General features: G+C 69.8%; 24 protein-coding genes and 1 pseudogene. 13 read left to right on the forward strand and 12 right to left on the reverse strand.

What is annotated here, in order from left to right; all coding sequences use genetic code 11:
• The first annotated feature begins 181 nt into the window (after positions 1-181).
• Positions 182-1387 (forward strand): hypothetical protein, encoded by a 1206-nt coding sequence (locus FIV43_RS07980; protein WP_141013694.1) that lies wholly within the window; start codon positions 182-184, stop codon positions 1385-1387.
• Between the two features lie 28 nt (positions 1388-1415).
• On the opposite strand, the gene FIV43_RS22175 is transcribed toward FIV43_RS07980, so the two are convergent.
• The 3 genes and pseudogenes from FIV43_RS22175 to FIV43_RS07990 all read right to left on the reverse strand — a co-directional run bounded on the left by FIV43_RS22175 (position 1416) and on the right by FIV43_RS07990 (position 2782).
• Entirely contained in the window at positions 1416-2060 is a 645-nt protein-coding gene (locus FIV43_RS22175; protein WP_231123829.1) for a tyrosine-type recombinase/integrase, read from the reverse strand.
• A gap of 32 nt (positions 2061-2092) precedes the next feature.
• Positions 2093-2545: pseudogene (locus FIV43_RS23755) on the reverse strand (tyrosine-type recombinase/integrase); the annotation flags it as partial.
• A 9-nt stretch (positions 2546-2554) separates the two neighbouring features.
• Positions 2555-2782 carry a helix-turn-helix domain-containing protein gene (locus FIV43_RS07990; protein WP_141013695.1) on the reverse strand — a complete coding sequence of 76 codons (228 nt, stop codon included), beginning with the start codon at positions 2780-2782 and terminating at the stop codon, positions 2555-2557.
• Positions 2783-3369: 587 nt separating this feature from the next.
• On the opposite strand from FIV43_RS07990, the gene FIV43_RS07995 reads away from it, so the two are divergent.
• Entirely contained in the window at positions 3370-4449 is a 1080-nt protein-coding gene (locus FIV43_RS07995) for an alpha/beta hydrolase (protein WP_141013696.1), read from the forward strand.
• Positions 4450-4807: 358 nt separating this feature from the next.
• Here the strand turns inward: FIV43_RS07995 and FIV43_RS08005 are convergent, their stop codons facing one another.
• The gene (locus FIV43_RS08005) at positions 4808-5509 is read right to left on the reverse strand and encodes an MBL fold metallo-hydrolase (protein WP_181407720.1); all 702 of its coding nucleotides are present in this window, start codon (positions 5507-5509) and stop codon (positions 4808-4810) included.
• A gap of 156 nt (positions 5510-5665) precedes the next feature.
• Positions 5666-6253, reverse strand: coding sequence for a TetR/AcrR family transcriptional regulator (locus FIV43_RS08010; protein WP_141013698.1), 588 nt, complete (start codon positions 6251-6253; stop codon positions 5666-5668).
• Positions 6254-6332: 79 nt separating this feature from the next.
• Between FIV43_RS08010 and FIV43_RS24045 the strand changes: the two genes are divergently transcribed.
• From FIV43_RS24045 to FIV43_RS08025, 4 genes are all read left to right on the forward strand, one after another.
• Positions 6333-6788, forward strand: coding sequence for an acyl-CoA dehydrogenase family protein (locus FIV43_RS24045; protein WP_456237757.1), 456 nt, complete (start codon positions 6333-6335; stop codon positions 6786-6788).
• Positions 6746-7477, forward strand: a complete 732-nt coding sequence (locus tag FIV43_RS24050) for an acyl-CoA dehydrogenase family protein (protein ID WP_456237758.1) — start codon at positions 6746-6748, stop codon at positions 7475-7477. The genes FIV43_RS24045 and FIV43_RS24050 overlap by 43 nt, the downstream gene beginning before the upstream one ends.
• An 81-nt stretch (positions 7478-7558) precedes the next feature.
• On the forward strand, positions 7559-8308 hold the full coding sequence (locus FIV43_RS08020; protein WP_141013699.1) for an SDR family NAD(P)-dependent oxidoreductase: 750 nt from the start codon (positions 7559-7561) through the stop codon (positions 8306-8308).
• 100 nt (positions 8309-8408) lie between these two features.
• On the forward strand, positions 8409-9986 hold the full coding sequence (locus tag FIV43_RS08025; RefSeq protein ID WP_141013700.1) for an AMP-binding protein: 1578 nt from the start codon (positions 8409-8411) through the stop codon (positions 9984-9986).
• 53 nt (positions 9987-10039) lie between these two features.
• Here FIV43_RS08025 and FIV43_RS08030 read toward each other — a convergent pair whose 3' ends face one another.
• Positions 10040-10849, reverse strand: a complete 810-nt coding sequence (locus FIV43_RS08030) for a LuxR C-terminal-related transcriptional regulator (RefSeq protein ID WP_141013701.1) — start codon at positions 10847-10849, stop codon at positions 10040-10042.
• Positions 10850-11120: 271 nt separating this feature from the next.
• Between FIV43_RS08030 and FIV43_RS08035 the strand changes: the two genes are divergently transcribed.
• From FIV43_RS08035 to FIV43_RS08055, 5 genes are all read left to right on the forward strand, one after another.
• Positions 11121-12407, forward strand: coding sequence for an MFS transporter (locus FIV43_RS08035; RefSeq protein WP_231123830.1), 1287 nt, complete (start codon positions 11121-11123; stop codon positions 12405-12407).
• A 90-nt stretch (positions 12408-12497) separates the two neighbouring features.
• Positions 12498-13697 (forward strand): pectin acetylesterase-family hydrolase, encoded by a 1200-nt coding sequence (locus FIV43_RS08040; RefSeq protein ID WP_181407721.1) that lies wholly within the window; start codon positions 12498-12500, stop codon positions 13695-13697.
• Between the two features lie 90 nt (positions 13698-13787).
• Complete coding sequence (locus tag FIV43_RS08045) at positions 13788-14768, forward strand: DUF222 domain-containing protein (protein ID WP_141013704.1); 981 nt, start codon at positions 13788-13790, stop codon at positions 14766-14768.
• On the forward strand, positions 14738-15223 hold the full coding sequence (locus tag FIV43_RS08050; RefSeq protein WP_141013705.1) for an HNH endonuclease: 486 nt from the start codon (positions 14738-14740) through the stop codon (positions 15221-15223). The genes FIV43_RS08045 and FIV43_RS08050 overlap by 31 nt, the downstream gene beginning before the upstream one ends.
• 142 nt (positions 15224-15365) lie before the next feature.
• A complete protein-coding gene (locus tag FIV43_RS08055) occupies positions 15366-16331 on the forward strand; it encodes a hypothetical protein (protein ID WP_141013706.1) in 966 nt (321 codons plus the stop codon).
• 4 nt (positions 16332-16335) lie between these two features.
• On the opposite strand, the gene FIV43_RS08060 is transcribed toward FIV43_RS08055, so the two are convergent.
• Positions 16336-16902: a dihydrofolate reductase family protein gene (locus FIV43_RS08060; RefSeq protein ID WP_141013707.1), complete on the reverse strand. Its 567-nt coding sequence runs from the start codon at positions 16900-16902 to the stop codon at positions 16336-16338.
• A gap of 86 nt (positions 16903-16988) precedes the next feature.
• Complete coding sequence (locus FIV43_RS08065) at positions 16989-17501, reverse strand: hypothetical protein (protein ID WP_141013708.1); 513 nt, start codon at positions 17499-17501, stop codon at positions 16989-16991.
• A 259-nt stretch (positions 17502-17760) separates the two neighbouring features.
• Here FIV43_RS08065 and FIV43_RS08070 point away from each other — a divergent pair, with 259 nt between their 5' ends.
• A complete protein-coding gene (locus tag FIV43_RS08070) occupies positions 17761-19986 on the forward strand; it encodes an arylsulfatase (protein ID WP_269204071.1) in 2226 nt (741 codons plus the stop codon).
• Positions 19987-20007: 21 nt separating this feature from the next.
• Here the strand turns inward: FIV43_RS08070 and FIV43_RS08075 are convergent, their stop codons facing one another.
• On the reverse strand, positions 20008-20709 hold the full coding sequence (locus FIV43_RS08075) for a hypothetical protein (RefSeq protein WP_141013709.1): 702 nt from the start codon (positions 20707-20709) through the stop codon (positions 20008-20010).
• 151 nt (positions 20710-20860) lie between these two features.
• Between FIV43_RS08075 and FIV43_RS08080 the strand changes: the two genes are divergently transcribed.
• Positions 20861-22033, forward strand: coding sequence for a YibE/F family protein (locus FIV43_RS08080; RefSeq protein WP_196781013.1), 1173 nt, complete (start codon positions 20861-20863; stop codon positions 22031-22033).
• On the opposite strand, the gene FIV43_RS08085 is transcribed toward FIV43_RS08080, so the two are convergent.
• Genes FIV43_RS08085 through FIV43_RS08095 form a run of 3 tightly spaced genes read right to left on the reverse strand, consistent with a single transcriptional unit; the run spans position 21954 to position 25302 of the window.
• Entirely contained in the window at positions 21954-22955 is a 1002-nt protein-coding gene (locus tag FIV43_RS08085) for an FAD-dependent oxidoreductase (RefSeq protein ID WP_141013710.1), read from the reverse strand. The genes FIV43_RS08080 and FIV43_RS08085 overlap by 80 nt on opposite strands.
• Entirely contained in the window at positions 22952-24274 is a 1323-nt protein-coding gene (locus FIV43_RS08090; protein ID WP_141013711.1) for a DUF2252 domain-containing protein, read from the reverse strand. Before FIV43_RS08090 ends, FIV43_RS08085 begins: the two co-directional genes overlap by 4 nt.
• Complete coding sequence (locus FIV43_RS08095; RefSeq protein WP_141013712.1) at positions 24271-25302, reverse strand: MFS transporter; 1032 nt, start codon at positions 25300-25302, stop codon at positions 24271-24273. The genes FIV43_RS08090 and FIV43_RS08095 overlap by 4 nt, the downstream gene beginning before the upstream one ends.
• Positions 25303-25491: the final 189 nt, after the last annotated feature.

Genomic DNA, 25491 nt, shown 5'->3' on the forward strand with positions numbered 1-25491 from the left:
GGACCATGCTCCGCAACGAGCTCACCGCCCTGCTTCAGCAGTACCGCATCCAGCACCGCCTCCGCAGCCCAGCCACCGAACCAGCCAGTCATGCCGTACAAACCAGCCAGGTCACCCAGGTCACCCAGGTCACCCAGGCCTGCGAGCTGATCGCCAGATACCGGCTCTCGATCCTGACCTGGTGCATCGAAGCCACCACCGCGGCCCAACCCGTCGCGTTCAGCAACCAACCCCCGCCCAGACCAACCCGTTCCGCGACGACCCCACCGCAGGAGCCGTCGTCCACGCCCTCCGCACCGCGCTCCACAACGCCCACGAGCACCAGACCCGCCACCCGACCAACGCCCAGAGCAACGACCAGCGCAGCGACCGGGCTGTGCGGCTGCCGACCCTCGAGGAACTCACCACCGAGCACCCCAACCCGGTCGTCGAGCACTGGCGCACCGCCGCCCGCGCCGCCGCACTCGCCGAGCACGACATCGGCGGCACCGACACCCACGGCACCCTCACCACACCCCAAGCCCAAGCACTCGTCGGCGACGTCGCCACGATCACCCAAGCCCTCGTCGTACTCGACCGCCGCTACCACCGCGCCCCCGGCTGGCCCACCCTGACCAACCCCCACCAACTCGGGTGGACCGCACTCGCCTCCGCACTCGACACCAGCCTCGGACAACCCGACTACACCATCGACGACCTCGGCTGGCGCCCCCACGCCCGGCTCATGCGCGGCCCCGCGAAACCCGGGCTCCTCGGTGTACTACAAGCCGAACACAACCTGCTGTACACCCTCAAAGCACTCCCCACCGCCACCGACCTCCGCCTCATCGTCGACTCCCAACGCCGCGTCTCCAGCGCCCTCGCCGCACTCGCCGTCCCCGTCGGCCAACGCCTCCACGACACCTTCACCCAACGCGCCGGCACCTACGCCGACCTCCACCGCGCACTGCGTGACATCGGAGGCCTCCTCGGCCACGGCAGCGCAGCCGTCGCCCAAGCCGCCACCCTCACCGCACGAACCAAGAACCTCACCGGCCACGAAACCGTCGAGCCCCGCCGCCTCGCCGCGTTCCACACCCTCTTCGCCCGCTTCGACGCCCGCGTCGCCGAAATCGTCGAACAAGCCGTCGCCGGCGGCACCTTCCTGCAACGCACCACCCTCGACCAACTCGAGCCCACAGGTGGGCCCGTCCACCGACCCCGCGAGCGCTACACCCCCATCAACGACCCCGCCACGGTCGAAGCCGTCAAGATCGTGCGCGAACAACTTCGACCCGAGACCTCTCCACCCGCGGTACGTGACTCCCACGACCCGAGCAGAGCCGCCCTCGGCACCGCGCTCACCCGCCGCCTCGGTCAGACGGCGCCACCCGTCCCGGGTATGTAGAGCGCGACACGCGAGTCTCCGTAGGCCGTCAGCGAGCGATCGGCTGCTCGCCAGCGTTGTTCGTTCCCAGCACCGCATCGATCGCGTCGCGCGTCCGATCGTCAGAGTCGGGCCAGATGTGGGAGTAGGTGTCCAGCGTCTCTGCTGCTGTCGCGTGGCCCAACCGGACTTGGACAGTCTTGACCGACTCGCCGTACCGAATCAGGAGCGAGGCGTAGTAGTGACGCAGGGCATGCATGCCCGTTCCGGTCGCCACGTTCATCCCCACCTTGAGCGCCGCTGGCCGAAAGATGTGCCCGAACGCGCCCCTCGCGAGCGGCTCTCCATTGAGGGTGAACACCAGGCCGTCCTCGGCCACCTCGAAACGCGCGAGATGCTCGTTCAATGCGGCCACAACCACTTGAGGCAAAGGCACAGTGCGGTGGCTGGCTCTCGTCTTCAATGGTCCGAAATCAGGCGGCCGGCGGTGCCGATAGACCAGTTGACGATCGACAGTGACAACCGGATTCCGCCCAAGGAGCCGCAGCCGGTCTCTGGTGACCCCGAACACCTCGCCCTGCCGGAGGCCGGTGCCTGCCGTGAAGACGACGAGCGCCCGCAACTCGGTCGGCATCGCATCGCGCAATGCCTCGACCTGCTCCGTCGTGATGGGAACAACCCGCTTCTTCTCCACGCGTGGTAGCCGTGTCCCTCGCACGGGTTCGCCATGATCTTCCGATCTCGGACAGCGGCTCGCAGAATCCCAGACACGATGCCGTGGATGACCCCCACCGTGGCGGGAGCCAGCGCCTTGCGTTTGTGCACCTTGTCGTCCGTCCCCAACCGCTTGACCCACGCTTGGACCTCGGAGGGCAGGATGCTGGCGATCTGACGATCCCCCAGGTAGGGATACGCGTGACGCCGCAGCATGGTCTCGACGTGCGCCACGCTGCTGGGGCGGTGAACCTGCGCAGTGCGCCATTGCTCGGCGTACTCCCGGAACCGGATCTTCCCTGCATTCGGATCGACGTACTGCCCGGTGACGATCGACGCGGTGACCTCGTCGAGCCATCGCTGCGCGTCGATCTTCTTCTGGAAATGCCGCGAGTGCTCCTTGCCCGCGGCGTCTCGATAGCGCGCACGCCAGAGCTTGTTCGGGCGGCGCTGAATGCTGGCCATCGCCCTGGCTCAGTTGGACGGCATCGCGTCGCCGCGCGCCGATTCGATGTAGCGACGCACGTCGGCGGCAGTCGTCAGCAGGTGACGCCCGAGCTTGAAGAACTCCGGGCCCTCCCCCATCTGGCGCCACCACCGCACAGTGCTGACAGGAACACGGAGGATCTCGGCGACCTCCATCAAAGTCAGCAGATCGTCATCGCCCAGGTCGGTCAGGCCGGCATGGTTCATCATGGACATACGGTTCTCCTTCACTTGGTCGGAGAGCACCGCGTCGGCACGAGCACGATTCGCCTGTTCACGGTCGTTGCTAGCGCCACGGCACCCACTCCGAGGTGTGAGAGAGAACCCGCGTTCGTTCAGAAGCGGCTTGCGAGACCCTCGGATCCCGCGCGCTCCAGTCCGCACACAGTCCGCAAGAAGCCCGCGACGACTGCCACCGACTGACGCCGAATGACACTGTCTTCGCAGGTCAGCCCGCATTTACCGCAACCGGTCGCTCACTGCCAGTCCTGCGAGATGGGTCCCCGGCTTACAGGCCAGCCCGTCCGCCCCGACACGCTGACCTGCGGACTCTCACTTTTCTGTTCAGAACAGTCCGCACACAATCCGCAAGAACAGTCGCGACGTCGAGGTGGACCCACGCGGACGCTGCCCCGATGCAACGGCAGTCGACTCGGTGGGTCATCGGGAAGAGGCCCACGATGCTGAGCGTGAGCCCAGTCTGTAGGGCAGGTCAGTTCGTGCGGCCGGCCCATTCTCACAACGCCTGGACCAGAAAACCGGGGGCGCCCATGGGAGGGACATCTATGTGATGTCATGGATTCATGAGTGAGACTCAGGCGCCCAACTCGCGTCCTGAGCCCCGACGCCGGTGGCTCCGCAGGCTACTCATCGGCGCAGCGATTGCTGTCGCAGTGGTCGTGGCTGCAGGCGCTGTCCTGTCCTACAACACGCAGATCCTCGTCGGGGCATTCCAGGGATACCAGTCGAAGAACTCGTTTGAGCCACGCAACCCCCCGTCCGACCAGATGCGCGCCGACGGTGTGAGGTACGTCAACGACCTCGAATACGGCACGGAGTACCCGAACAGCCACCTCGATATCTCCTATCCCGCAGACGCTCCCGACGGACCGCTTCCGACAATCGTCTTCACCCACGGAGGAGGATTCTTCGCTGGCGACAAAGTGCTCGCAGACCCACTGGCGATCGACAGCGACGTCAACTTCCTCTTCGACCGCTTTCTGGAGCAGGGATTCGCGTTCGTCAACGTGAACTACGCCCTCGTTCCCGAGTACCACTTCCCGACCCCCGTCGAGCAACTCGACCAGGCACTCGCATTCCTGAAGGAGAACGCGGCCGACTATCAGCTCGACATGGACAACGTCATCATCATGGGATCGTCGGCAGGTGCCATCATGACAGCGCAGTATGGAGCGGCGCTCTCGAATGTCGACTACGCGAAGGATCTCGGCGTGATGCCGTCACTCGACATCGACAGCGTGCGCGCCCTGATCATTGACGACGCTCCCCTCGCGATTGACGACTTCGGCTTCTCGATCATGCTTCTGGTCGGCAACTACATCGACGGCACGATGCATCCCAGCGCGGAGGACCGGGCGCGATACGACCCCATTGACGATGTCACGGGCTCGTATCCGCCGTCCTTCCTGATCGGCAGCAACTACGACGGCGATGGATACGCACACGACATGGGACTGCTGAGCACGGCGCTTGAAGCGAAGGGCGTGGAACACGACTTCTTCTACGAGCGCTACAACGACGGCAGCGAGCCGCATCACGGACTTCTCGGCGGGCTGTCCTCCGGCGACCCCATCGCGAAGCACGCTTTCGACGACATGATGGCGTTCCTCGACTCGGTCCCGGCCACGTCGCCAGATCCCTGACCTGCGCCGCAAGAGCCCTCACGTTCGGACTGCCGGCCCTGAGGGGCCTCGTCCACTCGCAGACGGGAAGTCGCGCGTCGCGTCGACCCTCGGAGCCACCGTTGTTCGAGCGGCCGGTGTCGAAGTAGGCGAGGAACGCCGTCGACCAGCGCCTCAACGTGCTTCCGAGCCACGCGGTCTCGGGGACCGGGCAGGTCGTGAAGGTCGCGACTACCGCAGCCGGGCGTCGTCAGGAGCGAGGCGCAGCGGATCAACGAGCTCGAGCGCGGCAGGTCAAGGTGTCAACCGAACTCGTGGCAGTCCCAGTCACCCCGGTCGATGGTGAACAACGGACTGCTGAACGACCATCGTGATGCTCTCAGTCGATACTCGATGGGCGGAACGACAGGGTGGCGCCGTCGAGTGCATAGCGACCGCTGTCGATGACCTCGTCGCTCACCCTGCCCTCGTCGGCCAATCGCTCGAGGTGGCGGATCGAGTCCCGGAGGATGCTCACGCTGAGGCTCTCGGGAAGATTCAGCAGCACACCTGCCTTCGCCACCATGTCGCCGGCGAAGAGCACTTTCTCCTTCTCATCGACCAGCCCGATGGACCCCGGCGTATGGCCCGGGATCGGCACGATGCTGATAAGGCGGTCGCCCAGGTCGAAGTAGCCGGCCTCCGGGAGCGGGAGCAAGTCGTCGCTGGTCGGCATGGACATGGTGGTGTCGTCGGCGTACTTGTTGAGCCAGCGCACCGGCGCAGGCAAGTCTGCGAGGACCGACTCGATCGTCTCCGGCCGGTTGTAGTCGCGATAGACCTCCGCCTCCTGCTCGGAGAGATAGACCTCTTCGACGTAGTGATTCCCGTGGGTGTGGTCGTAGCGTCCGTGCGTGTTGACGACAGTGACAGGAAGGTCGGTGATCCGGGTGATCGCGGCCGGAAGGTCGTTCAGGCCGTTTCCTGTATCGATCAGCAGCGCTCCGGTAGCGCCGACGATCAGGTACTGCTGCGCGACGTTCAGGCCGTTCGAGAATCGGTAGGTCGACTCGTTCAGCTGGGTGGCCTCCGGGATCTTCACCTCACCGAGCGAATGACGCCAGGCGTTCAGTCCGAATGGAGCCTGCTGCGATCAGACAGGCGAAGAAAATTGCAGTGATGGCAGGTTTCTTCATGTTGCCTTCCGGGCTTGATTCTCGACGTGTCGGCAACTAGGTCGCTTGGTTCCGCCCGCCAGTCAGCGCGCGGAGGCTCCTGCGAGGCCCGCGGTGATCAGGTCTGCGAGCGAGCGGTAGGCGGAAGCGTCGTCGCGCCCGGTGAGCGACTGCACCCGGCCCTGCTGGATCGCGGCCATCGTCTCGGCCGCGACGACGCCGACGAAAGCCGCATCGACCGGCCGCCCCGGCAGTTCCGCGTCCGCGACCAGGTCGCGGACGCGGGCCGCGGCGACCGCGGTGTTGGTCGCGTAGATCTCGCGGGTGGGACCGAACTCCTCGACGTCGCGGTAGAAGTCGGTCGAGGCGGGCGCCAGCTCGGTGGCGATGGCGTCGAGGTAGGCCCGGATGCGTCGTACCGGGTCGGACTCGGCTGCCAGCACGGCCTCGACCCGCTCCGTCGAGCGGCGGAAGAAGGCGCGCACGACCGTGGCGATCAACTGCTCCTTGCTCGGAGCGACGGCGTAGAGCGTCGACTTGGAGCAGCGCAGCCGAACGGCCAGGTCACCCACGCCGAGAGCGGCGAATCCTTCCTCGAGATAGAGGTCGATCAAGGACTCGACGATGCCCTCGCGCCGGGAGGACGGTCGGCGGGCGCGAGACGTGGGCACGGCACCAACGGTAGTCGAATGTACTTTTCACGCAACTTGCGTACTGTGATCGGTATCGCCGTCGAGAAGGAGATGTCCGATGCCTGCTGAGCGCCTGATGCCGACCCCGGAGTCGGAGGACCTGATCGAGCTCACCCGCGCGATCACCGAGAGGGAGCTGCTGCCGTTGGTGGCGCAGGCCGAGCGCGACCACGCGTTCCCCCGCGAGGCGTTCCGCACGCTGGGCCGCTCGGGCCTCCTCGGGCTGCCCTACCCGGAGGAGTACGGCGGCGGCGACCAGCCCTACGAGGTCTACCTGCAGGTGGTCGAGGAGATCGCCACCGCCTGGGCGGCGGTCGGGGTGGGCACCAGCGTGCACGCGTTGAGCTGCTTCGGACTCTTCCATGCCGGCACCGAGGAGCAGAAGCAGCAGTGGCTCCCCGACATGCTCGGGGTGACCTGCTCGGCGCCTACTGCCTGTCCGAGGCCCACGCGGGCTCCGACCCCGCGGCGATGCGCACCCGTGCGGTCCGCGAGGGCGACGAGTACGTCCTGAACGGGGCGAAGGCGTGGACCACCCACGGCGGCGAGGCCGACTTCTACAAGGTGATGGCCCGCACCTCCGACGACGGTGGGCGAGGCATCTCCTGCTTCCTCATCCCCGCGGACACCCCCGGGCTCGTCGCGGACAACCCCGAGGACAAGATGGGGCTGATGTCGTCGACCACGGCGACCATGCTGCTCAACGACGTCCGGGTGCCCGCCGAGCGACGTCTGGGCGCGGAGGGCCAGGGGCTGCCGATCGCACTCGCCGGCCTCGACGCCGGCCGCTTGGGGATCGCCGCGGTCGCCACCGGTGTCGCGCAGGCCGCCCTCGACCATGCCGTCGCCTACGCCAAGGAGCGCGAGGCCTTCGGCAAGGCGATCATCGACCACCAGGGCCTCGGGTTCCTCCTCGCCGACATGGCCGCCGCGGTCGAGTCGGCCCGGGCGACCTACCTCGCGGCCGCCCGGCTCAAGGACGCCGGCCGCCCCTACGGCCGCCAGGCCTCCATCGCCAAGCTGGTCGCCACCGACAACGCCATGAAGGTGACCACCGACGCCGTGCAGGTCCTCGGCGGCGCCGGCTACACCAGGGACTTCCCGGTCGAGCGCTTCATGCGCGAGGTCAAGGTGATGCAGATCTTCGAGGGCACCAACCAGATCCAGCGGATGGTGATCGGGCGCCACCTCGCCCGCGGCTGAGGGCTGGCCGCCCGCCCATCCCACCCACGGCGTGTCACCAGACCGAAGGACGCGCCCACCCGTCACCCACCAGGAGACCTCATGCAGCTCACCAACATCTCGGCCGTCGTCACCGGCGCTGGGTCCGGCCTCGGCGCCGCCACCGCGCGCACCCTTGTCGAGCGCGGGGCCCGCGTCGTCGGCATCGATCTCGCCGTCGATACCGCGGCGGATGTCGACGGGATCACGTACATCGCCGCAGACGTCACCGACGAGGCTCAGGTGCGGGCTGCGGTCGCGGTCGCCGCCGACCAGGGGCCGCTGCGCCTGGCGGTCAACTGCGCTGGGGTCGCACCGTCCTCGCGCATCCTCGGTCGAGGCGGCGTGCACGACCTGTCGCTCTACGCCAAGGTGGTCCATGTCAACCTCGTCGGTACGTTCACCGTGATGGCGCTCGCGGCCGAGGCCATTGCGCGTACCGAACCGCTCCGGGACGGCCAGCGGGGCCTGGTGGTCAACACCGCCTCCATCGCCGCCTACGACGGACAGATCGGCCAGGCCGCATACGCTTCGTCCAAGGGCGGGGTCGTCGGCCTCACCCTGCCCGCGGCGCGCGATCTCGCCCAGCACGGCATCCGGGTCAACACGATCGCTCCGGGGATCGTGGACACGGCCATGCTGGCCACTGTCTCCGAGGAGTTCCGTGCCGGCCTCGCGGCGGGGGTGCCGTTCCCGCAGCGCCTCGCCGACCCGGCCGAGTACGCCCAGCTGGTCACCATGCTCGCCGAGCACGACTACCTCAACGGCGAGACGATCCGGATGGATGGCGCGCTGCGTATGGCCCCTCGCTGAGCCCCCCCCACTTTCGGGGGTACCGGCACCGGCGCCCTCCCCACACAGTGGCGTGGACCACAACTGTCCGGCGGACAGCCGGCGTACCTGGAGGAGAACCATGACCAGCATCGTGACCACGGCCGAGCGCGCGGACATCGCCCCCGAGGTGCAACGACTGGTCGACGAGTGGCTGACCACCTTCGGCGGCGAGGACGCGGACGTCGCCCACCTCCTGTGCGACCGACACGACCCCGAAGCGATCGCCTTCACCTTCATCGACGCCGACCTGAACGCGCACGACCTCAGCTACGGCGAGCTCGCCGAGCGCTCCCGTCGGATGGCCGCGGTCCTGGCCGAGGAGGGCGTACGGCGTGGCGACCGCGTCCCGGTGCTGATGGGCAAGCGGCCCGAGCTGGTGGTCACCCTGGTGGCGATCTGGCGACTCGGCGCCGTGCACGTGCCGCTGTTCACCGCCTTCGCGACCGGGGCGATCCAGGTCCGGGTCGAGGGGTCGGGAGCCCGGCTCGTGATCACCGAGCCCGATCAGCGGGTGAAGCTGGACGCGCTGAGCGGCTTCAGCGTCCTGGAGGTCGGCACCGAGCTCGAGGCGCGCATCGCTGCGGCGACGCCGGTGACATCTTCCGTCGCGGTCGGCGCTGACGGCACCATGCTGCAGCTCTTCACCTCCGGCACCACCGGCAAGCCCAAGGGCGTCCCGGTGCCCGCGCGGGCGATGGCGGCCTTCCGCTGCTACGTCGAGCTCGGCATGGACGTCTCCGACGACGACGTCTTCTGGAACGCCGCCGACCCCGGCTGGGCCTACGGGCTCTACTACGGGATCATCGGCCCGATGTCCGCCGGGCGGCGCAACCTGATGCTCGGCGCAGGGTTCACCCCCGAGTCGACCGTCGCCGTGATGCGCGCCTTCGGTGTCACCAACTTCGCCGGCGCCCCGACGATGTACCGCGCGATGAGCAAGAGCGGCCTGGTCGAGGGGATCCGGCTGCGGCGCGCCTCCTCAGCGGGCGAACCGCTGACCCCGGACGTCGTCGCGTGGGCGCGCGAGCACCTCGACACCGAGGTGCGCGATCACTACGGCCAGACGGAGCTCGGCATGGTGATCAACAACCACTGGGCGGACGCGGTCCGCGAACCGCTGCGGGACGGGTCCATGGGCCGCCCCATGCCCGGCTACGCCGCCGGGATCGTCGACGGGCAGATCGCCATCGACGTCCCCAACAGCCCCCTGCTGTGGTTCACCGGCTACTCCGACGACCCGGTCAAGTCCGCTGAGCGGTTCACCCCCGACCACCGGTGGTACCTCACCGCGGACACCGGTCGCGTCGACGAGGACGGGTTCTTCTACTTCACCGCACGCGACGACGACGTGATCCTGGCCGCCGGCTATCGGATCGGGCCGTTCGACGTGGAGAGCGTGCTGATCACGCACGACGCCGTCGTGGACGTGGCGGTGGTCGGCCGGCCGGACCCCGAAGGCATCCGCGGCGAGGTCGTCGAGGCGTTCGTCGTACTGGCCGACGGCGTCGACGGCGACCCCGACCTGGCGGCCGAGCTGCAGCGCCTGGTGCGCGACGGCTACTCCAAGCACGCCTATCCGCGCACGGTCCACTTCGTCGACGCGCTGCCCAAGACGCCGAGCGGCAAGGTGCAGCGGTTCCTGCTGCGTCAGCCCTGACCGCGATCGGGTCCTGCCGGGGAGCCGGCAGGACCCGATGGGGTGCCGGCGGGTCAGGCGAGATAGCCGCGGCGGCGCGCTATCAGGCCCGCCTGGACGCGGTTCTTCGCCTCGAGCTTGGCCATCGCGGCCTTCAGGTACGACTTCACCGTGCCCTCGGTCAGGCCCAGCGCGACCCCGATCTCCGCGTTGCTCGCCCCGTCGGCCGCGCCGCCGACGACCTGCAGCTCACGCGGCGTGAGCGGGCAGTCGTCCGCGGGCTCGGGCCGCCCCTCGCCGAGCAGTCGGGCCAGACCCTCCCGGGTCGCCTCATCGGTCGTGGCCGACATCAGCGCTGCCAGTTCGGCGCGCACCGCCGGGTCCAGACCAGGCCCGGGCTCGGCATCCACCGCCCTGCGCTGCATCTCGAGCTCGACCGAGAGGTCGTGCGCGAGCCGCGAGACGGCCGGGCGGAGACGCTCGCTGATGACGTTGCCGAAGTCGGCCAGGTCCCGCTCCGCCAGGTAGAGGACGGCGAGCGGCGGGCGGCCCGGCAGCGCCACCGGCATGCAGATGATCGAGCGCAGCCGTTCCGGGCTGACCGCGTGGTCGTAGCGCCGGGTGATCCCACGCGCGGAGTGGTAGTCACTCACCGTGGCGGGCCGCAGCAATGCGAGCGCCTTGCCGCCGAGTCCCTCGCCCGCGCGCACCGTCAGGTTCGACAGCGAGTTGGTGAGCGTTCCGCGCAGGGTGGTGATCTGGAAACGCTGCTGGTCCGGATGGACCAGTCCGGCGAAGCCCACCGGGACGCCGGTGAGTCGGAGGGTGTCCGCGAGCCCGCGGTCCAGCACGGCGCCCGGACTCACAGTGGTGGCTGTCCCCATGACGGGCTCCTCTGGTCAGATCGGGTACGAGTATGGATCCCCGATCCTGCGCCCGAGTGATCGAGGTCACCACCCTCCAAAGAGGGTAGGTCGCCGAGCGCCCACCCGTCGAACCGCCCCACCCACTTCCGGGGGTAGGCGAGATGTGTTCTGGGCCACAGCCTTTCCTCGAGCGGCGACCCGCCGCGCAGAGCAGATCGAGAGGCACCTGATGACCACCATGTCGACGAGTCCAGTCGGACCACCCCCCACAGAGACGCCGCAACCGACGATGCGTCGCGTCGCGATCGCCAGCTGCATCGGCACCACGATCGAGTACTACGACTTCTTCATCTACGGGACTGCGGCGGCCCTGGTGTTCCCGACTGTCTTCTTCCCCGCCCTGGGATCCACAGCCGGCACCGTGGCCTCCTTCGCGACCTTCGCAGTCGCCTTCATCGCCCGTCCGATCGGCGCGATCCTCTTTGGTCACTACGGCGACCGCCTCGGGCGCAAGCGCACCCTGGTGAGCACGCTGCTGCTGATGGGGCTGACGACGGTCGCCATCGGTCTGTTGCCCACCGCCGCCGCGATCGGCGTGCTCGCTCCGATCGCACTGGTCGTGCTCCGCTTCCTGCAGGGGCTCGCCGTGGGCGGCGAATGGGCAGGCGCCAACCTGCTGACGGCCGAATACGCACCGGCCGACAAGCGCGGTTTCTACGCCGTGTTCCCGCAACTCGGCCCCGCCCTCGCCTTCGCGCTCTCCAGCGCCACCTTCCTCGCCAGCGACGCGATCCTGGGCACCTCGGACTCCGCGTTCATGGACTACGGCTGGCGGATCCCCTTCATCGCCAGCGCGCTCATGGTCATCGTCGGGCTCTACATCCGGATGAACATCGAGGAGACACCGGCGTTCACCGCGGAGGTCGACGCCGCCACCCCTGCCGAGGGTCAGCGCCGTTCGATGCCCTTCGTGGACGTCGTGCGGCAGCAGCCGCTGGAGATCCTGCTCTCCGCCGGCCTGATGAGCGTGCTGTTCGGCTTCTTCTACATGGGCACCGCCTACCTGACCTCCTACGGCACCAACCCCGACGGTGCCGGGCTGGAGCGTTCGTTCGTGCTGCAGACCGGAATCGTGGGCGCACTCGCCCTCGGCGCCACGACCGTGCTCGGCGGCATCTGGTCCGACCGAGTCGGCCGACGCCCTGTGATCGTGACCTCCGGGATCGCGGCGTTGATCTGGGCGCTCGCGCTGTTCCCGATCCTCGACCTTGGCACTCCGCTGGCCTTCAGCGCGGGCGTCGTCGTCACGCTCTCGATCTTCGGCCTCGCCTTCGGTCCCGTCGGCGCCTACCTGCCGGAGCTCTTCGAGACGCGATTCCGCTACACCGGCGCCGGCGCGGGCTACAACCTGGGGGGCGTCATCGGTGGCGCTGTGCCACCGCTGATCGCGCCCGGACTGACCGATGCCTATGGCAGCATCGCCGTCGGCGTGATGCTCGCCGTGCTCGCGACGATCAGCATCGGATGCACAGTGGCGCTGGGCAGCCGGAGCCGGATGGCCCGAACCGACCTCTGACCACGCATGGACGATCCTGCGGCAGAGGCGCGGGCTGTGCCGCACCTCTGCCGCAGGTCGGGTCGACAACGAACACCTTCAGCGATTGGCTTGAGCAGTGATGAACAATGCCAGTGCCCCAGCCGTCGGCACCGAGAAGAAACGATGGTCCCGGCGCAGGCGGATCGTGACCATCGCAGGGGTCGTGGCCGGGGCGCTCCTGATCGTGGGGACAACGGGCTTCTTCGTCGTCCGCCACTGGCTCACGTCCGAGTTCCCGCCCTCGACCTGGCGACCGCAGAAGCCGGCGAGTGGTACCGCGTCCAACCAGTCGGCGCGGTCGACGCCGAGGGCAAGCCGTACCACGCGAACGTCCGCGTGGGCTCGGAGAACAAGGTCATGGTGGTCTTCAGCGGGGGCGGAGTCAGCGTCGACGACTACACCGAGGCACGCCCTGCCACGGGCATCCTCTCCGACGGCTTCTACACCGTGATCGACGGTCTCGACCAGCTCGCCAGGACCGGCTTCGCCTCCGATGACAAGGCGAACCCGTTCAGAAACTGGACGGTTGTTCAGCTGCCCTACTCGACCGGAGACTTCCACGCCGGGGCCGGTATCAACGAAGTGACGGGGCTGGACGGCGAACCCATGACCGTCCACCACGCCGGCTACACCAACCTCGAGCTCGTGCTCGACAGCGTGAAAGAGGTCACCGGTACTCCGAGCCAGCTCCTGATCACCGGCGGCTCAGCGGGCGGCTTCGGCGCGGCGATCAACGCCGACCGGGTGATGGACTTCTTTCCCGACACGCCCAACGTCACCACGATGGTCGACAGCTCGCTGCTGCTCTACGACTGGAACGCCGCCAGCAGGAACGTGTGGAAATCACCCGCGGAGATCTCGAACGTGCTGACCACCGATGACTTCACGCTCGACGCCCTGACGGCCCTGAAAGCGGACCGCCCCTCGGTCAAGGTCCTGTTCGCCAGCTCGATCAGAGACGAGTCCCTGGCACGGATGCAGTCCTACCTCGACGGCGGGGAGTTCGAGGTGACACCCCAGGATGGCGTGCAATATCAGGCCGACCTGACCCGGATGACGCACCAACTCCAGGAGCAAGTACCGGAGATCGGCCTCTACATCTTCCAGGGCGAGACCGACGAGGACACCGGGCTGACCCAGCACACCATCGGCGACGACACCGCCGACAGGCTCGCCGGGAACATCACACCGATGGAGTGGGTCAGCGAGGCCGTCTCCGGCAACGTGACCAGCCACGGGCTCGAGCTGCTCGATCCACACGCAGCTTGATGCCGCGAGAGCCTCGCCGCAGGAAGATTTCTGTCGGAGGTGGTTGGCAAGGTCGGGGCATCGACGTCGTCCAAGAGGTGGAGGGTGCGGATGCTCCGGACCGGTGACCAGCCCACGGTTGCGTACGACGCCAGCCCGCCCGCCACCGAGACGCTGACCGCACCCACGGTGCTCGACCGCGTGCGATCGGCGAAGCAGGCCGAGGCCCGGGCGGCGCGCGAGACCCTGGTCGCGTGCGTGGACTGGGCCGCGATCCACTCCTCCGACACGATCGTCGGCCCCAGCGACACCTGGCACGAACAGGAGCTCCCCATGGGTGGGGAGGGCGCACCGGCGGTCGCGGAGTTCGCGGTCACCGAGCTCGCCGCCGCGCTCGGCGTCTCCACCGCCTCCGGCCGGGCATTCCTCTCCGACGCCATCGAGCTGCGCTACCGCCTGCCCCGCACCTACGCCCGCCTGGTGGCCGGCGAGGTGCTGGCCTGGCGCGCCCGCCGTATCGCGCACGCCACCTTGTGCCTGCCACCCGACGGCGCGACCTGGGTGGACCGGCAGGTCGCCCCGTTCGCCGACTCCATCGGCCCGGTCCAGCTCGACCGGCTGATCGCCCAAGCCCTCGCGGCGTTCGACCCCGACCAGGCCGAGGAACGCCGCCTCGCCTCCCTACCCTCGCGCCACGTCGACATCCGCCTCCACGACGCCGCCACCGGCCTCAACGCACTCAACAGCCTCAACAGCCTCAACGGACTCGTCTTCGTCGACGCCACCCTCGACCACGCCGACGCCACCGCACTCGAGGACACGATCGCCCAGATCGCCGAACAGCTCCGCCACGCAGGCTCACCCGACAGTCTCGACGAACGCCGCGCTACCGCACTGGGACTGCTCGCCCGCGGCGAGACCCACTCCCCACCGGGACCGCCACGACCGACGACCCAGCACCCGCACCGACGACTCCGACACCACCGACGCGGCAGATCCAGATCTACGTCCACCTCCACGCCGACGCCGTCGGGCAGCTCGACACCACCCAATGGGCTGAAGTGGTCCACGGCCGCAAACCTGCAACGCTGATCGCGACCGACCAGGTCGCCGAGTGGTGCCAGACCCCCGGCACCAGCGTCCGGGTCACCCCGGTCATCGACACCCGCACCACCCTCACCGCACACGGCTACGCCATCCCACCACGGGTCCGAGAACAGATCCGGCTCCGCGACGGCGTCTGCGCCTTCCCCTACTGCGCCCGCCCCGCCGGGGCGGCCGACCTGGACCACATCCGCCCCTACTCCCCCGTCGACGGCGCCACACCAGCCGACCCCGGCGCACCGACCGACCACCGCATCCGCGGTGGACCGACCAGCTCGGCCAACCTGGCTCCGTTGTGTCGCGGCCACCACCGCGCCAAGACCACCGGAGGCTGGACCTACACCCCCGGACCAGACCCCGGCCACTACTTCTGGCGAAGCCCCCACGGCCAGCACTTCCACACCCACGGCCACCAGACCTGGGACCTCACCCCCGCCGTCTGACCGGACCACGCGGCTGCACCTCGGCCCTCGCCAAATCGGGCGATTCCGGGCTCACCGGCACCGCCGTCTCCCCCGGTGAGCAAGGGTCGGTCACCCCAACCGTCCGAGCTCCGCCACGCTGGCGCGCCACGAGGGAGTCCCGATGACCACACCCGTGATCCCCCACCACCGCCGCGGACGGACCAGGACGGCCATCGCGGTGGTCACCGTGGTCGGTGCGCTGGCCTCGGTGCTGATCCTGGTCTCCGCCACATCGCCGGCAACAGCGTTGGCGACCGTCCGGTTCACCGATGCCGGCGGCACCGTCGCGTGCCGGATCGTCCCTGCCGGCGAGGGCACGGCCTACTACGACGAGGTGCGCTGCGACCTGCTCACTGCGGCGACTCCGGTGGCACTTCCGCCGCGTCCGCCGGGGTGCCATCGGACGTGGGCGAAGTCCGCGACCATGATCAGGGACGACGTGCCGGCGTGGGGTGCCTGCGTCGGCGCGACCCTCGACTCCGGCAACGATCTCGAGCCTGGCACCCAGGTCAGCGGCGGGACGATCCACTGCACCGTGCTCGACCCGGGCGTCGCCTGCCGCGACACCAGCTCCAAGCGCGGTTTCCGGCTGACGCCGGCGACGCTGACCTATCTGCGACCACCGGCCAGGAGGACCATCAGCCCGTCCGGCATCGGAAAGGTCCGGATCGGCATGACCGTGAAGCGCGCCAAGCGGACCGGCCACCTCGGGAAGCCGGTCTGCGGCAACCCCCAGCTGAAACCGCGCTACGGGAGGAGCATCTACCTGACCTGGCACAAGCGGCGGCTGGCCAGCGTCCTCGCGAACGTCCACACCGACAGCCAGAGCACCCGCGGCGTCGGGGTCGGGTCGATGCTGCGCGACGTACGGGGGCGCTATCGCACCTCCGAGATCGTGCGCACCAAGGACCTGGTCGCCGGCGCCCGGGCGTACGTCGTCCGGGTCCGCGACAAGCGCGGCAGCCTGATCCTGCTCCTGGAGACACAGCACCCGAAGCAGCGGCCCTCAGCCAGTACCCCGGTCAAGGCGCTCTGGGTCACCCGCTCGTTCAGGCCCCGGCTCGGCTACGCGTTCGACGGCTGCTGACGCCCTAGGTCCCCGGAGGGCCGTCCAGGATCGTCGGGACGTACTCGACGAGCTGGATTTGTCCGTCGAACGTGCGACTGTCGACCATGTCCAGGCCGACGTCCGGATAGCCGTCGTAGATGCGCTCGGCACCGGTCGCACCGGTGATCACCGGGAACATCACCACCCGGAAGCGGTCGACCAGGCCGGCCTCCAAGAGCGAGCGGCAGAGGGTGAGGCTGCCGATGGTGCGCATCGAACGGTCGCCCTGGGACTTCATCTCCCGGACGGCGGTGGCGGCGTCCCCGGCGACGAGCGTCGAGTTCTGCCACTCCAGCGGCCCGGTCAGCGTGCGCGAGAAGACCACCTTGTCCATGCCGCCCAGCACGTCGGTGCCCGGCTCGCCGTCCTCGGTGAACCCATGCATCAGCCGGTAGGTGGTGGCGCCCATCAGGACCAGGTGGTCGGCCTCGGGGCTCTCGCCCAGCCAGGCGAGATACTCCGGGCCCTCCAGTCCCCACCAGCCCGGCCACCCCTCGGCGGAGGCGTACCCGTCGAGCGAGGTGATGAAGTCGACGACAAGCTCAGGCATCATGCGCTCCGTTCGGTCGCGGTCCGGCCCTCGTCCGGACACGCTGATGCAGACCGGCAACGACCCGCGAACTCATCGCTCGCGACTCAGTGGAGCAGGGTCTTCGCGGCGACCATGATGACCCCGAGCATCCCGGCTCCGAACGCCTCCCCCAACGACGCCGGCACCGTCCGGCCCGCGGCGCGGCCGCCGAGGAAGCCGACTCCCGCCAGCAGGACGACGGTGGCGTACAGCGCGATCCGCTCGGCGGCGAGCGTCCCGTCCGCGGCGGTGGCGGCGATCACGAACACCACCATCGCCGGAACCCCGCCGAGGAGGACGCTGCTCTCCCCGCGGCCGCTGGTGAGGGTGCGGCGCAGCAGGTTGCGGTCGTCGCCGTGGAACTGGGCGGCAGCAGCGTGGACGTAGACGTGGGTGAGCCAGTAGGTGCCCAGGACGAAGGCCCAGGTCGCCACCACCCGACGGGTCGAGGAGTCGTGTCCGCCCGCGGCCACCAGGACGGCGGCGGTCACCACCGCGCCGTAGAGGAGGCCGCCGGCACCGGAGCGTGCGATCCAGGCCGAGAAGCGGGTACGCCTGAGGTCGCGGCTGTCGGTCACCGGCTCAGGCTAGTGCGACCGCCCGGCGTCGCGATACGTCTCCCAGATGAGGGATGGCGCGGATGGCCACCGGGTCGTAGTGTGACGAACCCGATCGGCCCCCATCCGGGAGGTACCCCATGCCCGTCGATCGTCACTCCCGTTCCATGCTGCCGATCCCCGACCGGCCCCCGGCCGGCCTGACGACGTACGACGCCAAGGACCCGGACACCCGGTACCCCCGATCGAGCCACTCACTCCGCCTGCGGGTGCCCCGAACGTGCTGGTGATCCTGCTCGACGACGTCGGCTTCGGCGCGGCGAGCGCGTTCGGCGGACCGTGCCGGACCCCGACCGCGGAACGCCTGGCCGGCGATGGGCTGCGCTACAACCGGTTCCACACCACCGCGCTCTGCGCACCCACCCGTCAGGCGCTGCTGACCGGGCGCAACCACCACTCCGTGGGGATGGGCAGCATCACCGAGACCGCCACGTCGGCCCCCGGCAACAGCTCGTTGCGGCCGAACACCAAGGCTCCGCTGGCGATGACGCTCAAGCTCAACGGCTATTCGACCGCCCAGTTCGGCAAGTGCCACGAGGTGCCGGTCTGGCAGACCTCACCGATGGGACCGTTCGACGCCTGGCCCTCGGCCGGCGGCGGGTTCGAGACCTTCTACGGGTTCATCGGCGGGGAGAACAACCAGTGGGACCCAGCGCTCTACCAGGGCACCACACCGATCGAGCCGCCGGCGACCCCCGAGGAGGGCTACCACCTCACCGAGGACCTGGCCGACCACGCGGTGGGCTGGATGCGCCAGCAGAAGGCGCTGATGCCGGACAAGCCGTTCTTCGTCTACTTCGCGCCGGGTGCGACGCACGCGCCCCACCACGTGCCGCCGGAGTGGATCGCGCCCTACGCCGGCGCGTTCGACGACGGCTGGGACGTCCAGCGGGAGCGGACCTTCGCGCGTCAGAAGGAGCTGGGCGTGATCCCCGCCGACGCCGACCTGACCCCACGCCACGACGAGATCCCCGCCTGGGACGAGATCGACGACGCGTTGAAGCCGGTGCTCGCCCGGCAGATGGAGGTCTACGCCGGATTCCTCGAGCACACCGACCACCACGTCGGACGTCTGATCGACACCCTCGCCGAACTCGAGATCCTCGACGACACGCTCATCTACTACATCGTCGGCGACAACGGCGCCTCCGCCGAGGGCACCGTCAACGGCGCCTTCAACGAGATGGCGAACTTCAACGGCATGGCCGCGCTGGAGACCACCGAGTTCATGCTGGGCAAGATGGACGAGTTCGGGTCACCGACCTCCTACAACCACTACTCGGTCGGCTGGGCCTGGGCGATGAACACCCCGTTCCAGTGGACCAAGCAGGTCGCCTCGCACTGGGGCGGCACCCGCAACGGGACGATCGTGCACTGGCCGAACGGGATCGACGAGCCCGGCGCCGTACGGTCGCAGTTCAGCCACGTCATCGACGTCGCACCCACCATCCTCGAGGCGGCCGGCCTGCCCGAGCCGACCATGGTCAACGGCGTCCAGCAGTCCCCGATCGAGGGCACCTCGATGCTCCCGACGTTCCGGGACGCCGCCGCGCCGGAGGCCCATGACCTGCAGTACTTCGAGATGTTCGGCAACCGGGGCATCTACCACCGCGGTTGGAGCGCGGTCACCAAGCACCGGACCCCGTGGGTGATGGTCGGCGGTGCCCTGCCCGCCTTCGACGACGACGTCTGGGAGCTCTACGACGGCTCCACCGACTACAGCCAGGCGCACGACCTCGCCGCCGAGCACCCCGAGCTGCTGGCGAAGCTGCAGCGGCTGTGGCTGATCGAGGCCACCAAGTACCAGGTGCTGCCGATGGACGACCGGACCTCCGAGCGTCTCGAGCCGTCGATGGCCGGGCGCCCCACGCTGATCCGGGGCGACTCCCAACTGTTCTTCCCGGGCATGGGACGCCTCTCGGAGAACAGCGTGATCAGCATCAAGAACCGCTCGTTCGCGGTCACCGCGGAGGTCGACGTGCCGGACGGGCCGCTGAACGGGGTCCTGATCGCACAGGGTGGCCGCTTCGGCGGATGGACGTTCTACGTCAAGGACGGGTGCACGACGTTCGTCTACAACGTCCTCGGCATCCAGGAGTTCAGCGTCGCGGCCGAGCAGCCGGTGGCGGCGGGCCGGCACCAACTGCGGGCCGAGTTCGCCTACGACGGAGGCGGGCTCGCCAAGGGCGGCACGCTGACGCTCTTCCACGACGGCGACCCGGTCGGCTCCGGCCGGATCGGGGCGACCCAGCCGATGGTCTTCTCCGCCGACGAGACCACCGACATCGGCTACGAGTCCGGCACCACGGTGACCGCGGACTACACCTCGGCCAGCAGCCGATTCACCGGCCGGCTGCACTGGGTGCAGCTCGACGTCGGCGCCGACGACCACGACCACTACATCGACCCGGCCGAGCGGCTGCGCGTCGCGCTGTCGCGCCAGTGAGCTCTCGGAGCAAGGGGCAGGTCAGACGAGTTTGGGGTAGAAGAGCAGCAGCCCGGCGCAGATCACGAACCCGATCGCGCCGATGATGATGAAGCCCCACTGCGCCCGCGGGTTCCGCATCCGACCCGACATCGCGCCGAAGAACAGGATGGTGGCGAAGGCGACGGTCAGCACCGTGTAGTTGTCGCCCCGCTGGTTGTTGCGCAGCGCCTCGGCGTACTTGGAGTCGGCGCGGGCGTCGGCGGCGGCGGAGTCCGCCAGCTCGGGGATCGCGTACTCCTCCATCTCGAACGGCGTGGAGGGCGCGTCGGGGTTCTTCAGCGGCTTGGACTCCAGCCACACCGGGAACGTGGTCGCCAGCGGCTCCGGGAAGCGTGCGGCGAGGAAGTCGGCCAGCACCTCGTCGTCGGCCTGGTAGGCCGCCAGCCACTGCCCGAACAACGAGACCTGCACCGACTGCTTGCGGTTGGCGACCGCCTCCAGCCGCGCGGCCTCGATCCGGGCCGTCGAAGCCTGCGAGAACGAGATCGACATGGCCCCGCCCCACTTGCTGGCCTGGAACCCGGTCCAGGCGGTGACGATCGCGGTCACCGCGAGCAGGACGACGGCGGTGAACTCGCGCCAGTCGGTGGTGCTGGCCGGCTTCTCCACCGGAGCCGGTGCGTGGACGGTCGCCCCGGGACCGCCGGCCGGGGGCTCGGCAGGGGCATCTGCAGTGGTCACGGGTCCTCCTCGCATCGACACGACAAGCCCGTGGCTGTGCAGCTGCGGGAAGGACATGATGACTCCTCCGGGCCCCGGCGCGCACGCACTTCTCCGGCGGGTCGAGCAGCGTGGCAGTCTGGGGACACCGTCGACGTCGGGAGGAGCGCGCGTGGGAGCGGGTCATCACCGACAGCCGGCCCCGGAGTCCAGGGCGGTACGACGAGCCGCGCTGGCCGTGATCGCACCGGTCGCCGTGCTGACCCTGGTGGCACTGATCTGGATGTGGCCGTCCCAGGACTTCCGCACCGACGCGCCCACCTCCGCCGACGAGGTGACCGGCACCGTCGCGTCGATCGACCCGGAGCCCTGCGCGGAGCAGCTGCCCGACGACGTGAACGGCTGCGGCGCAGCGACCGTGCGGCTCGACGACGGCGACGACGTCGAGGTCCCGCTGCCCAACGGGTCGGGCGCGCCCGAGATCGCCGAGGGCGACGACGTGGTCCTGGTGCACAGCGAGTCGCCCGACGGGGCGACGTACGGGATCGTGGACCACCAGCGGGGTGCGGGCCTGTGGCTGCTGCTGCTCGCCTTCGTGCTGGCGCTGCTCGCGTTCGGCCGGTGGCGTGGCCTGACCGCACTCATCGGCCTCGGCGTCAGCTTCGTGATCCTGCTCCTCTTCGTGGTGCCGGCGATCCTCTCCGGCGACCCGCCCGTGGCGGTGGCGATCGTGGGGTCGTCCGCGATCGTGCTCTCCGTCCTCTACCTGACCCACGGGTTCTCGCTGACCACCACCCTGGCCGTGCTCGGCACGCTGACGAGTCTGGTGCTCACCGGGCTGCTCGGCGCGGCGGCCACCGTCGGGCTCCACCTCACCGGCATCACCGACGACGTCTCCTCCTCGGTCGGGAGCAGCTATGGCGTGGACATGACCGGGCTCCTGCTCGCCGGGATCATCATCGGATCCCTGGGCGTCCTCGACGACGTCACCGTCACCCAGGCCGTCACCGTCGCCGAGCTCGCCGAGGCCCACCAGGAGTACCGGCCGCGCCAGGTCTACGCCGCAGCGATCCGGATCGGCCGCTCCCACATCGGCTCCGTGGTGAACACGATCGTGCTGGCCTACGCCGGCGCCTCGTTGCCGCTGCTGGTGCTCACCATCGCCAGCAACGACTCGCTCGGCTCGATGGTGACCGACCAGTACGTCGCGCAGGAGATGGTGCGCAGCGTGGTGGCGACGATCGGGCTGATCGCGGCGGTGCCGATCACGACCGGTCTCGCCGCGGTCGCGCTGCGCGGACGATCAGCTCCGCGACCCGCTCGGCACTCCCCCAGGAGAGCGTGACGCCGGCACCGCCGTGGCCGTAGCAGGCGTACACCCGCAGCCGGCTCCCCTCGGCGGCGACCGGCCCGACCCGCAGCGTGGGCCGGGTCGGGCGCAGCCCGGCCGAGCGCCCGATCACCTCCGCTCCGGTGAGCCCGGGGACCAGTTCGACCGCCCGGCGCAGGATGGCGGCCTCCGTCTCCGGGTCGCAGTGCAGGTCGGTGAGCCCCTCCTCGGCGGTGCCGCCGCAGACCACGTCCGTCCGGCGCGGCAGCACGTAGGTGAGGCCGTCGGGATGGTCGTCGTCGACGATCCACTCCCGCAGCCCGGGATTGCGCAGCCGGACCACCTGGCCGCGCACCGGCACCACCGAGGCGTCGTCGCCGAGGATCCGGCCCGAGCCGCCCCCGGCCGCGACGACCACCGTGCCGGCACCGGTGAGCTCGGCCGCAGCGTGCGGGGAGTCCACTTCCGCCGTGCGCATCTCGACGCCGGCTCGTCGTACCTGCCCGGTGAGCCAGGCCAGGTAGACCGGCATCGTGACCAGGGGCAGCCGGGTGCGGACCGCGCCGCTGGCCCCGGCCGGAAGGTCGCGCTCAGCGACCTCGCGGTGCTCGGTGACGACGCGGGTCCACGCGCGGTCGGGCTCGGCGGTGCGCTCCACGACCAGCCCCTCGCGCAGGTCGACCCCGGCACTCGGCTCGGCCGCCGCCACCTCCTCGAACCGGCGCAGTGACCGCTCCAGCAGGCGCTCGCCGTCCGCGGCGCCGTCGACCCGGTAGGGGAACCAGAGCCCGCCGGCGACGGCGGAGACCGTGTCGGCGGCCGACTCCCGGGCGACGAGCACGACCGGGACGCCCCGCTGCGCGAGCTCGTGCGCGACGCTGAGTCCGACGACTCCCCCGCCCACGACGCAGACACGCTCGCCCGGGCCGGTGGTCACGTCGCCGCCAGCCCGGCGATCTCTCCCGCCCGGAACGCCTCGACGAAGAGCGCGTGGTCGTGGCGAGCGGTCTCGGCGTAGGCCACGCCGAAGTCGACGACATCGGCGACGAACTCCGCACGCCGGTCGCCGATCACGGCGAGGATCGCCTCCTCGACCTGGAAGTCGACCAGGTCCTCGTCGCTGTCCTCGTCCGAGGCACAGTGCACCTTCGCCGTGGCACGACCGAGATCAGCCAGCAGCGGGGCCATCTGCTCGGGCTCGGTGATCTCGGCCCACTCCAGGTCGCTCTCGTACGGCGACAGCTCGGCCACCACGAAGCCCACGTCGTCGATCGTGGTCCATCCCAGGAACTGGTCGGTGTGTGCCTGCAGCGCCCGCGGGCTGACCACCGTGCGGTGTCCGTCGTGCTCGAAGAGGCCGGCGGCGCGCGGGTCGTCGACCACCCGGCTGGCCGCGGGCCGGTTGCCCTGCTTGAGGCTCAGCACGATGTCGTTCTCCAGCGCCTGGTCGAACCCCTCGATCAGCACGTTGTAGGCGGGCAGGCCGGCGCTGCCGATGCCGAACCCGGTGGTGGCCACCACGTCCTTGACGTCGTAGAACACCGCCCGGGTGGAGCGTCGGGCCGGCGGGATCGTCTCCAGGTAGCGCTGGAACGCCGCCACCACCTTCGAACGCTGCGCGGCGTCGAGGTGCCGCGCCTTGTCACTGTCCCTGAAGCGACGCTCGTGGTCGTGCACCTCGGTCATCTGGTCCAGGAGCGCGAACCGGGTGCGCCCGCGCGCCTGCTGCAGCAGCCGGTGCACCGGTCCGTCCGTGTTGTCCAGGCGCAGCGCGAACTCGCCGAGGTCGTCGTCGGTGCGGGCGTAGCGGTCGACCTGGTCCATGTAGGCCTCCACATAGTCGGTGGCCAGCCGCCGGATCCGGTCCTCCGGGAAGGCCTTCTGCCAGCACATCAGCGCGAGGCTGGCCACGAACCGGCGCAGGTCCCAGGAGAAGTGGCCGAGGTAGGCCTCGTCGAAGTCGTTGACGTCGAAGACCAGGACGCCCTCGGAGTTCATGTAGGTGCCGAAGTTCTCCGTGTGCAGGTCTCCGTGGATCCAGACCCGGCCGGTCCGGTCGTCGGCCCAGGGGTCCTCCTCCGCGGCGACGTCGGCGAAGAAGACGCAGGCGGAGCCGCGGAAGAAGGCGAACGGATCGGCGGCCATCTTGCGGAACTTGGTGCGGAACCCGCGAGGATCGGCCTCCAGGAGATCCGCGAAGGCCTCGGTCAGGGCGTCGACCACCCGGCGCCGACGCTCGACGTCTGCCGTGCTCATGCTCCGACCCTAGTCGGGCGCGGAGTCCGCGCCGCCGCGTGCGCCAGGACGGCGGCGACCAGGCCGGCGACCAGCGGCACCGCCATCGCCGCGGTGAGGCTGGTGGCGTCGGAGAGCGCCCCGATGGCGGGCGAGGTGAACAGGAAGCCCAGACGCATCAGCCAGCCGATCACCGCGATCCCGGTGCCCTCCGGCAGACCGGGGATCCGGGCTGCCGCGGCGAAGGCGGCGGGGACCAGGGTGGCGCAGCCGAGACCGGCCAGCGCGAAGCCGAGGAACGCCAGCGGATAGACCGGCGCCACGATGACCAGCGCCGAGCCGGCGGCGATCAGCAACCCGCCGGCGCGAGCGACCACGTCGCGACCCCACCGGTCGGTCATCGGATCGCCCAGGAGGCGCCCGACGAACTGGGCACCGAGCACCACGGTGAGTCCCAACCCGGCCAGCTCGGCCGGTGCACCCGCCTCCTGCCCGAGGAAGAGCACCACCCAGTTGTTGGCGACGTCCTCGACCAGCGCGCCGCAGATCGCCAGCAGCACCAGCGGGGCGAGCAGTCGCCAGGCCCGGCGCCGGGCCTGGCGGCTGCCCGCCGGGTGGGCGTCGGCGTGCTCCTGCTGGTGCCGGTCGCGCAGGTCGTCGCGCACGGCGTTCGGCACCACGGCGAGCGCGCTGCTGACCACGGCCAGCGCACCCCAGACCACGCCGTTGACCAGCATCTGGGCGCCCAGCCCGACGTCGGCGGCCGCGCAGCCGGCCCCGATCAGGCCGCCGCTGGCGGCACCGATGCTCCACACCGCGTGCAGCGAGTTCATGATCGACCGCCCGCGCCACTGCTCGACCACCACACCCTGGACGTTCTGCGCAGTGTCCACGATCGCGTCGAACGCACCCACCAGGACCATCGTCGCCGCGAACAGCCAGACCAGCGCGCCGCCCGCGGTCCCCAGCGCACCGGCCACCGCCAGCGCCGCGGCGATCGCGACCGAGCCGGCGGCGGTGACCACCACCGCGCCGTACCGGCGGACCACGGCCCCGCAGCCGGTGCCGCGACGACCGCGCCCAGTGGCACGGAGATCACCAGCAGGCCGAACTGGCTGTTGCTGAGGTCGAAGGCCGCCTTGATCTCCGGGTAGCGCGGCAGGAGCATCGCGCACAGCACCCCGTTGGTGAAGAACATCAGCGAGACCCCGACGCGGGCGCGTCCGGGGGTCGGGTGG

The sequence above is a fragment of the Nocardioides sambongensis genome (assembly GCF_006494815.1).
GTDB classification, from domain to species: domain Bacteria; phylum Actinomycetota; class Actinomycetes; order Propionibacteriales; family Nocardioidaceae; genus Nocardioides; species Nocardioides sambongensis.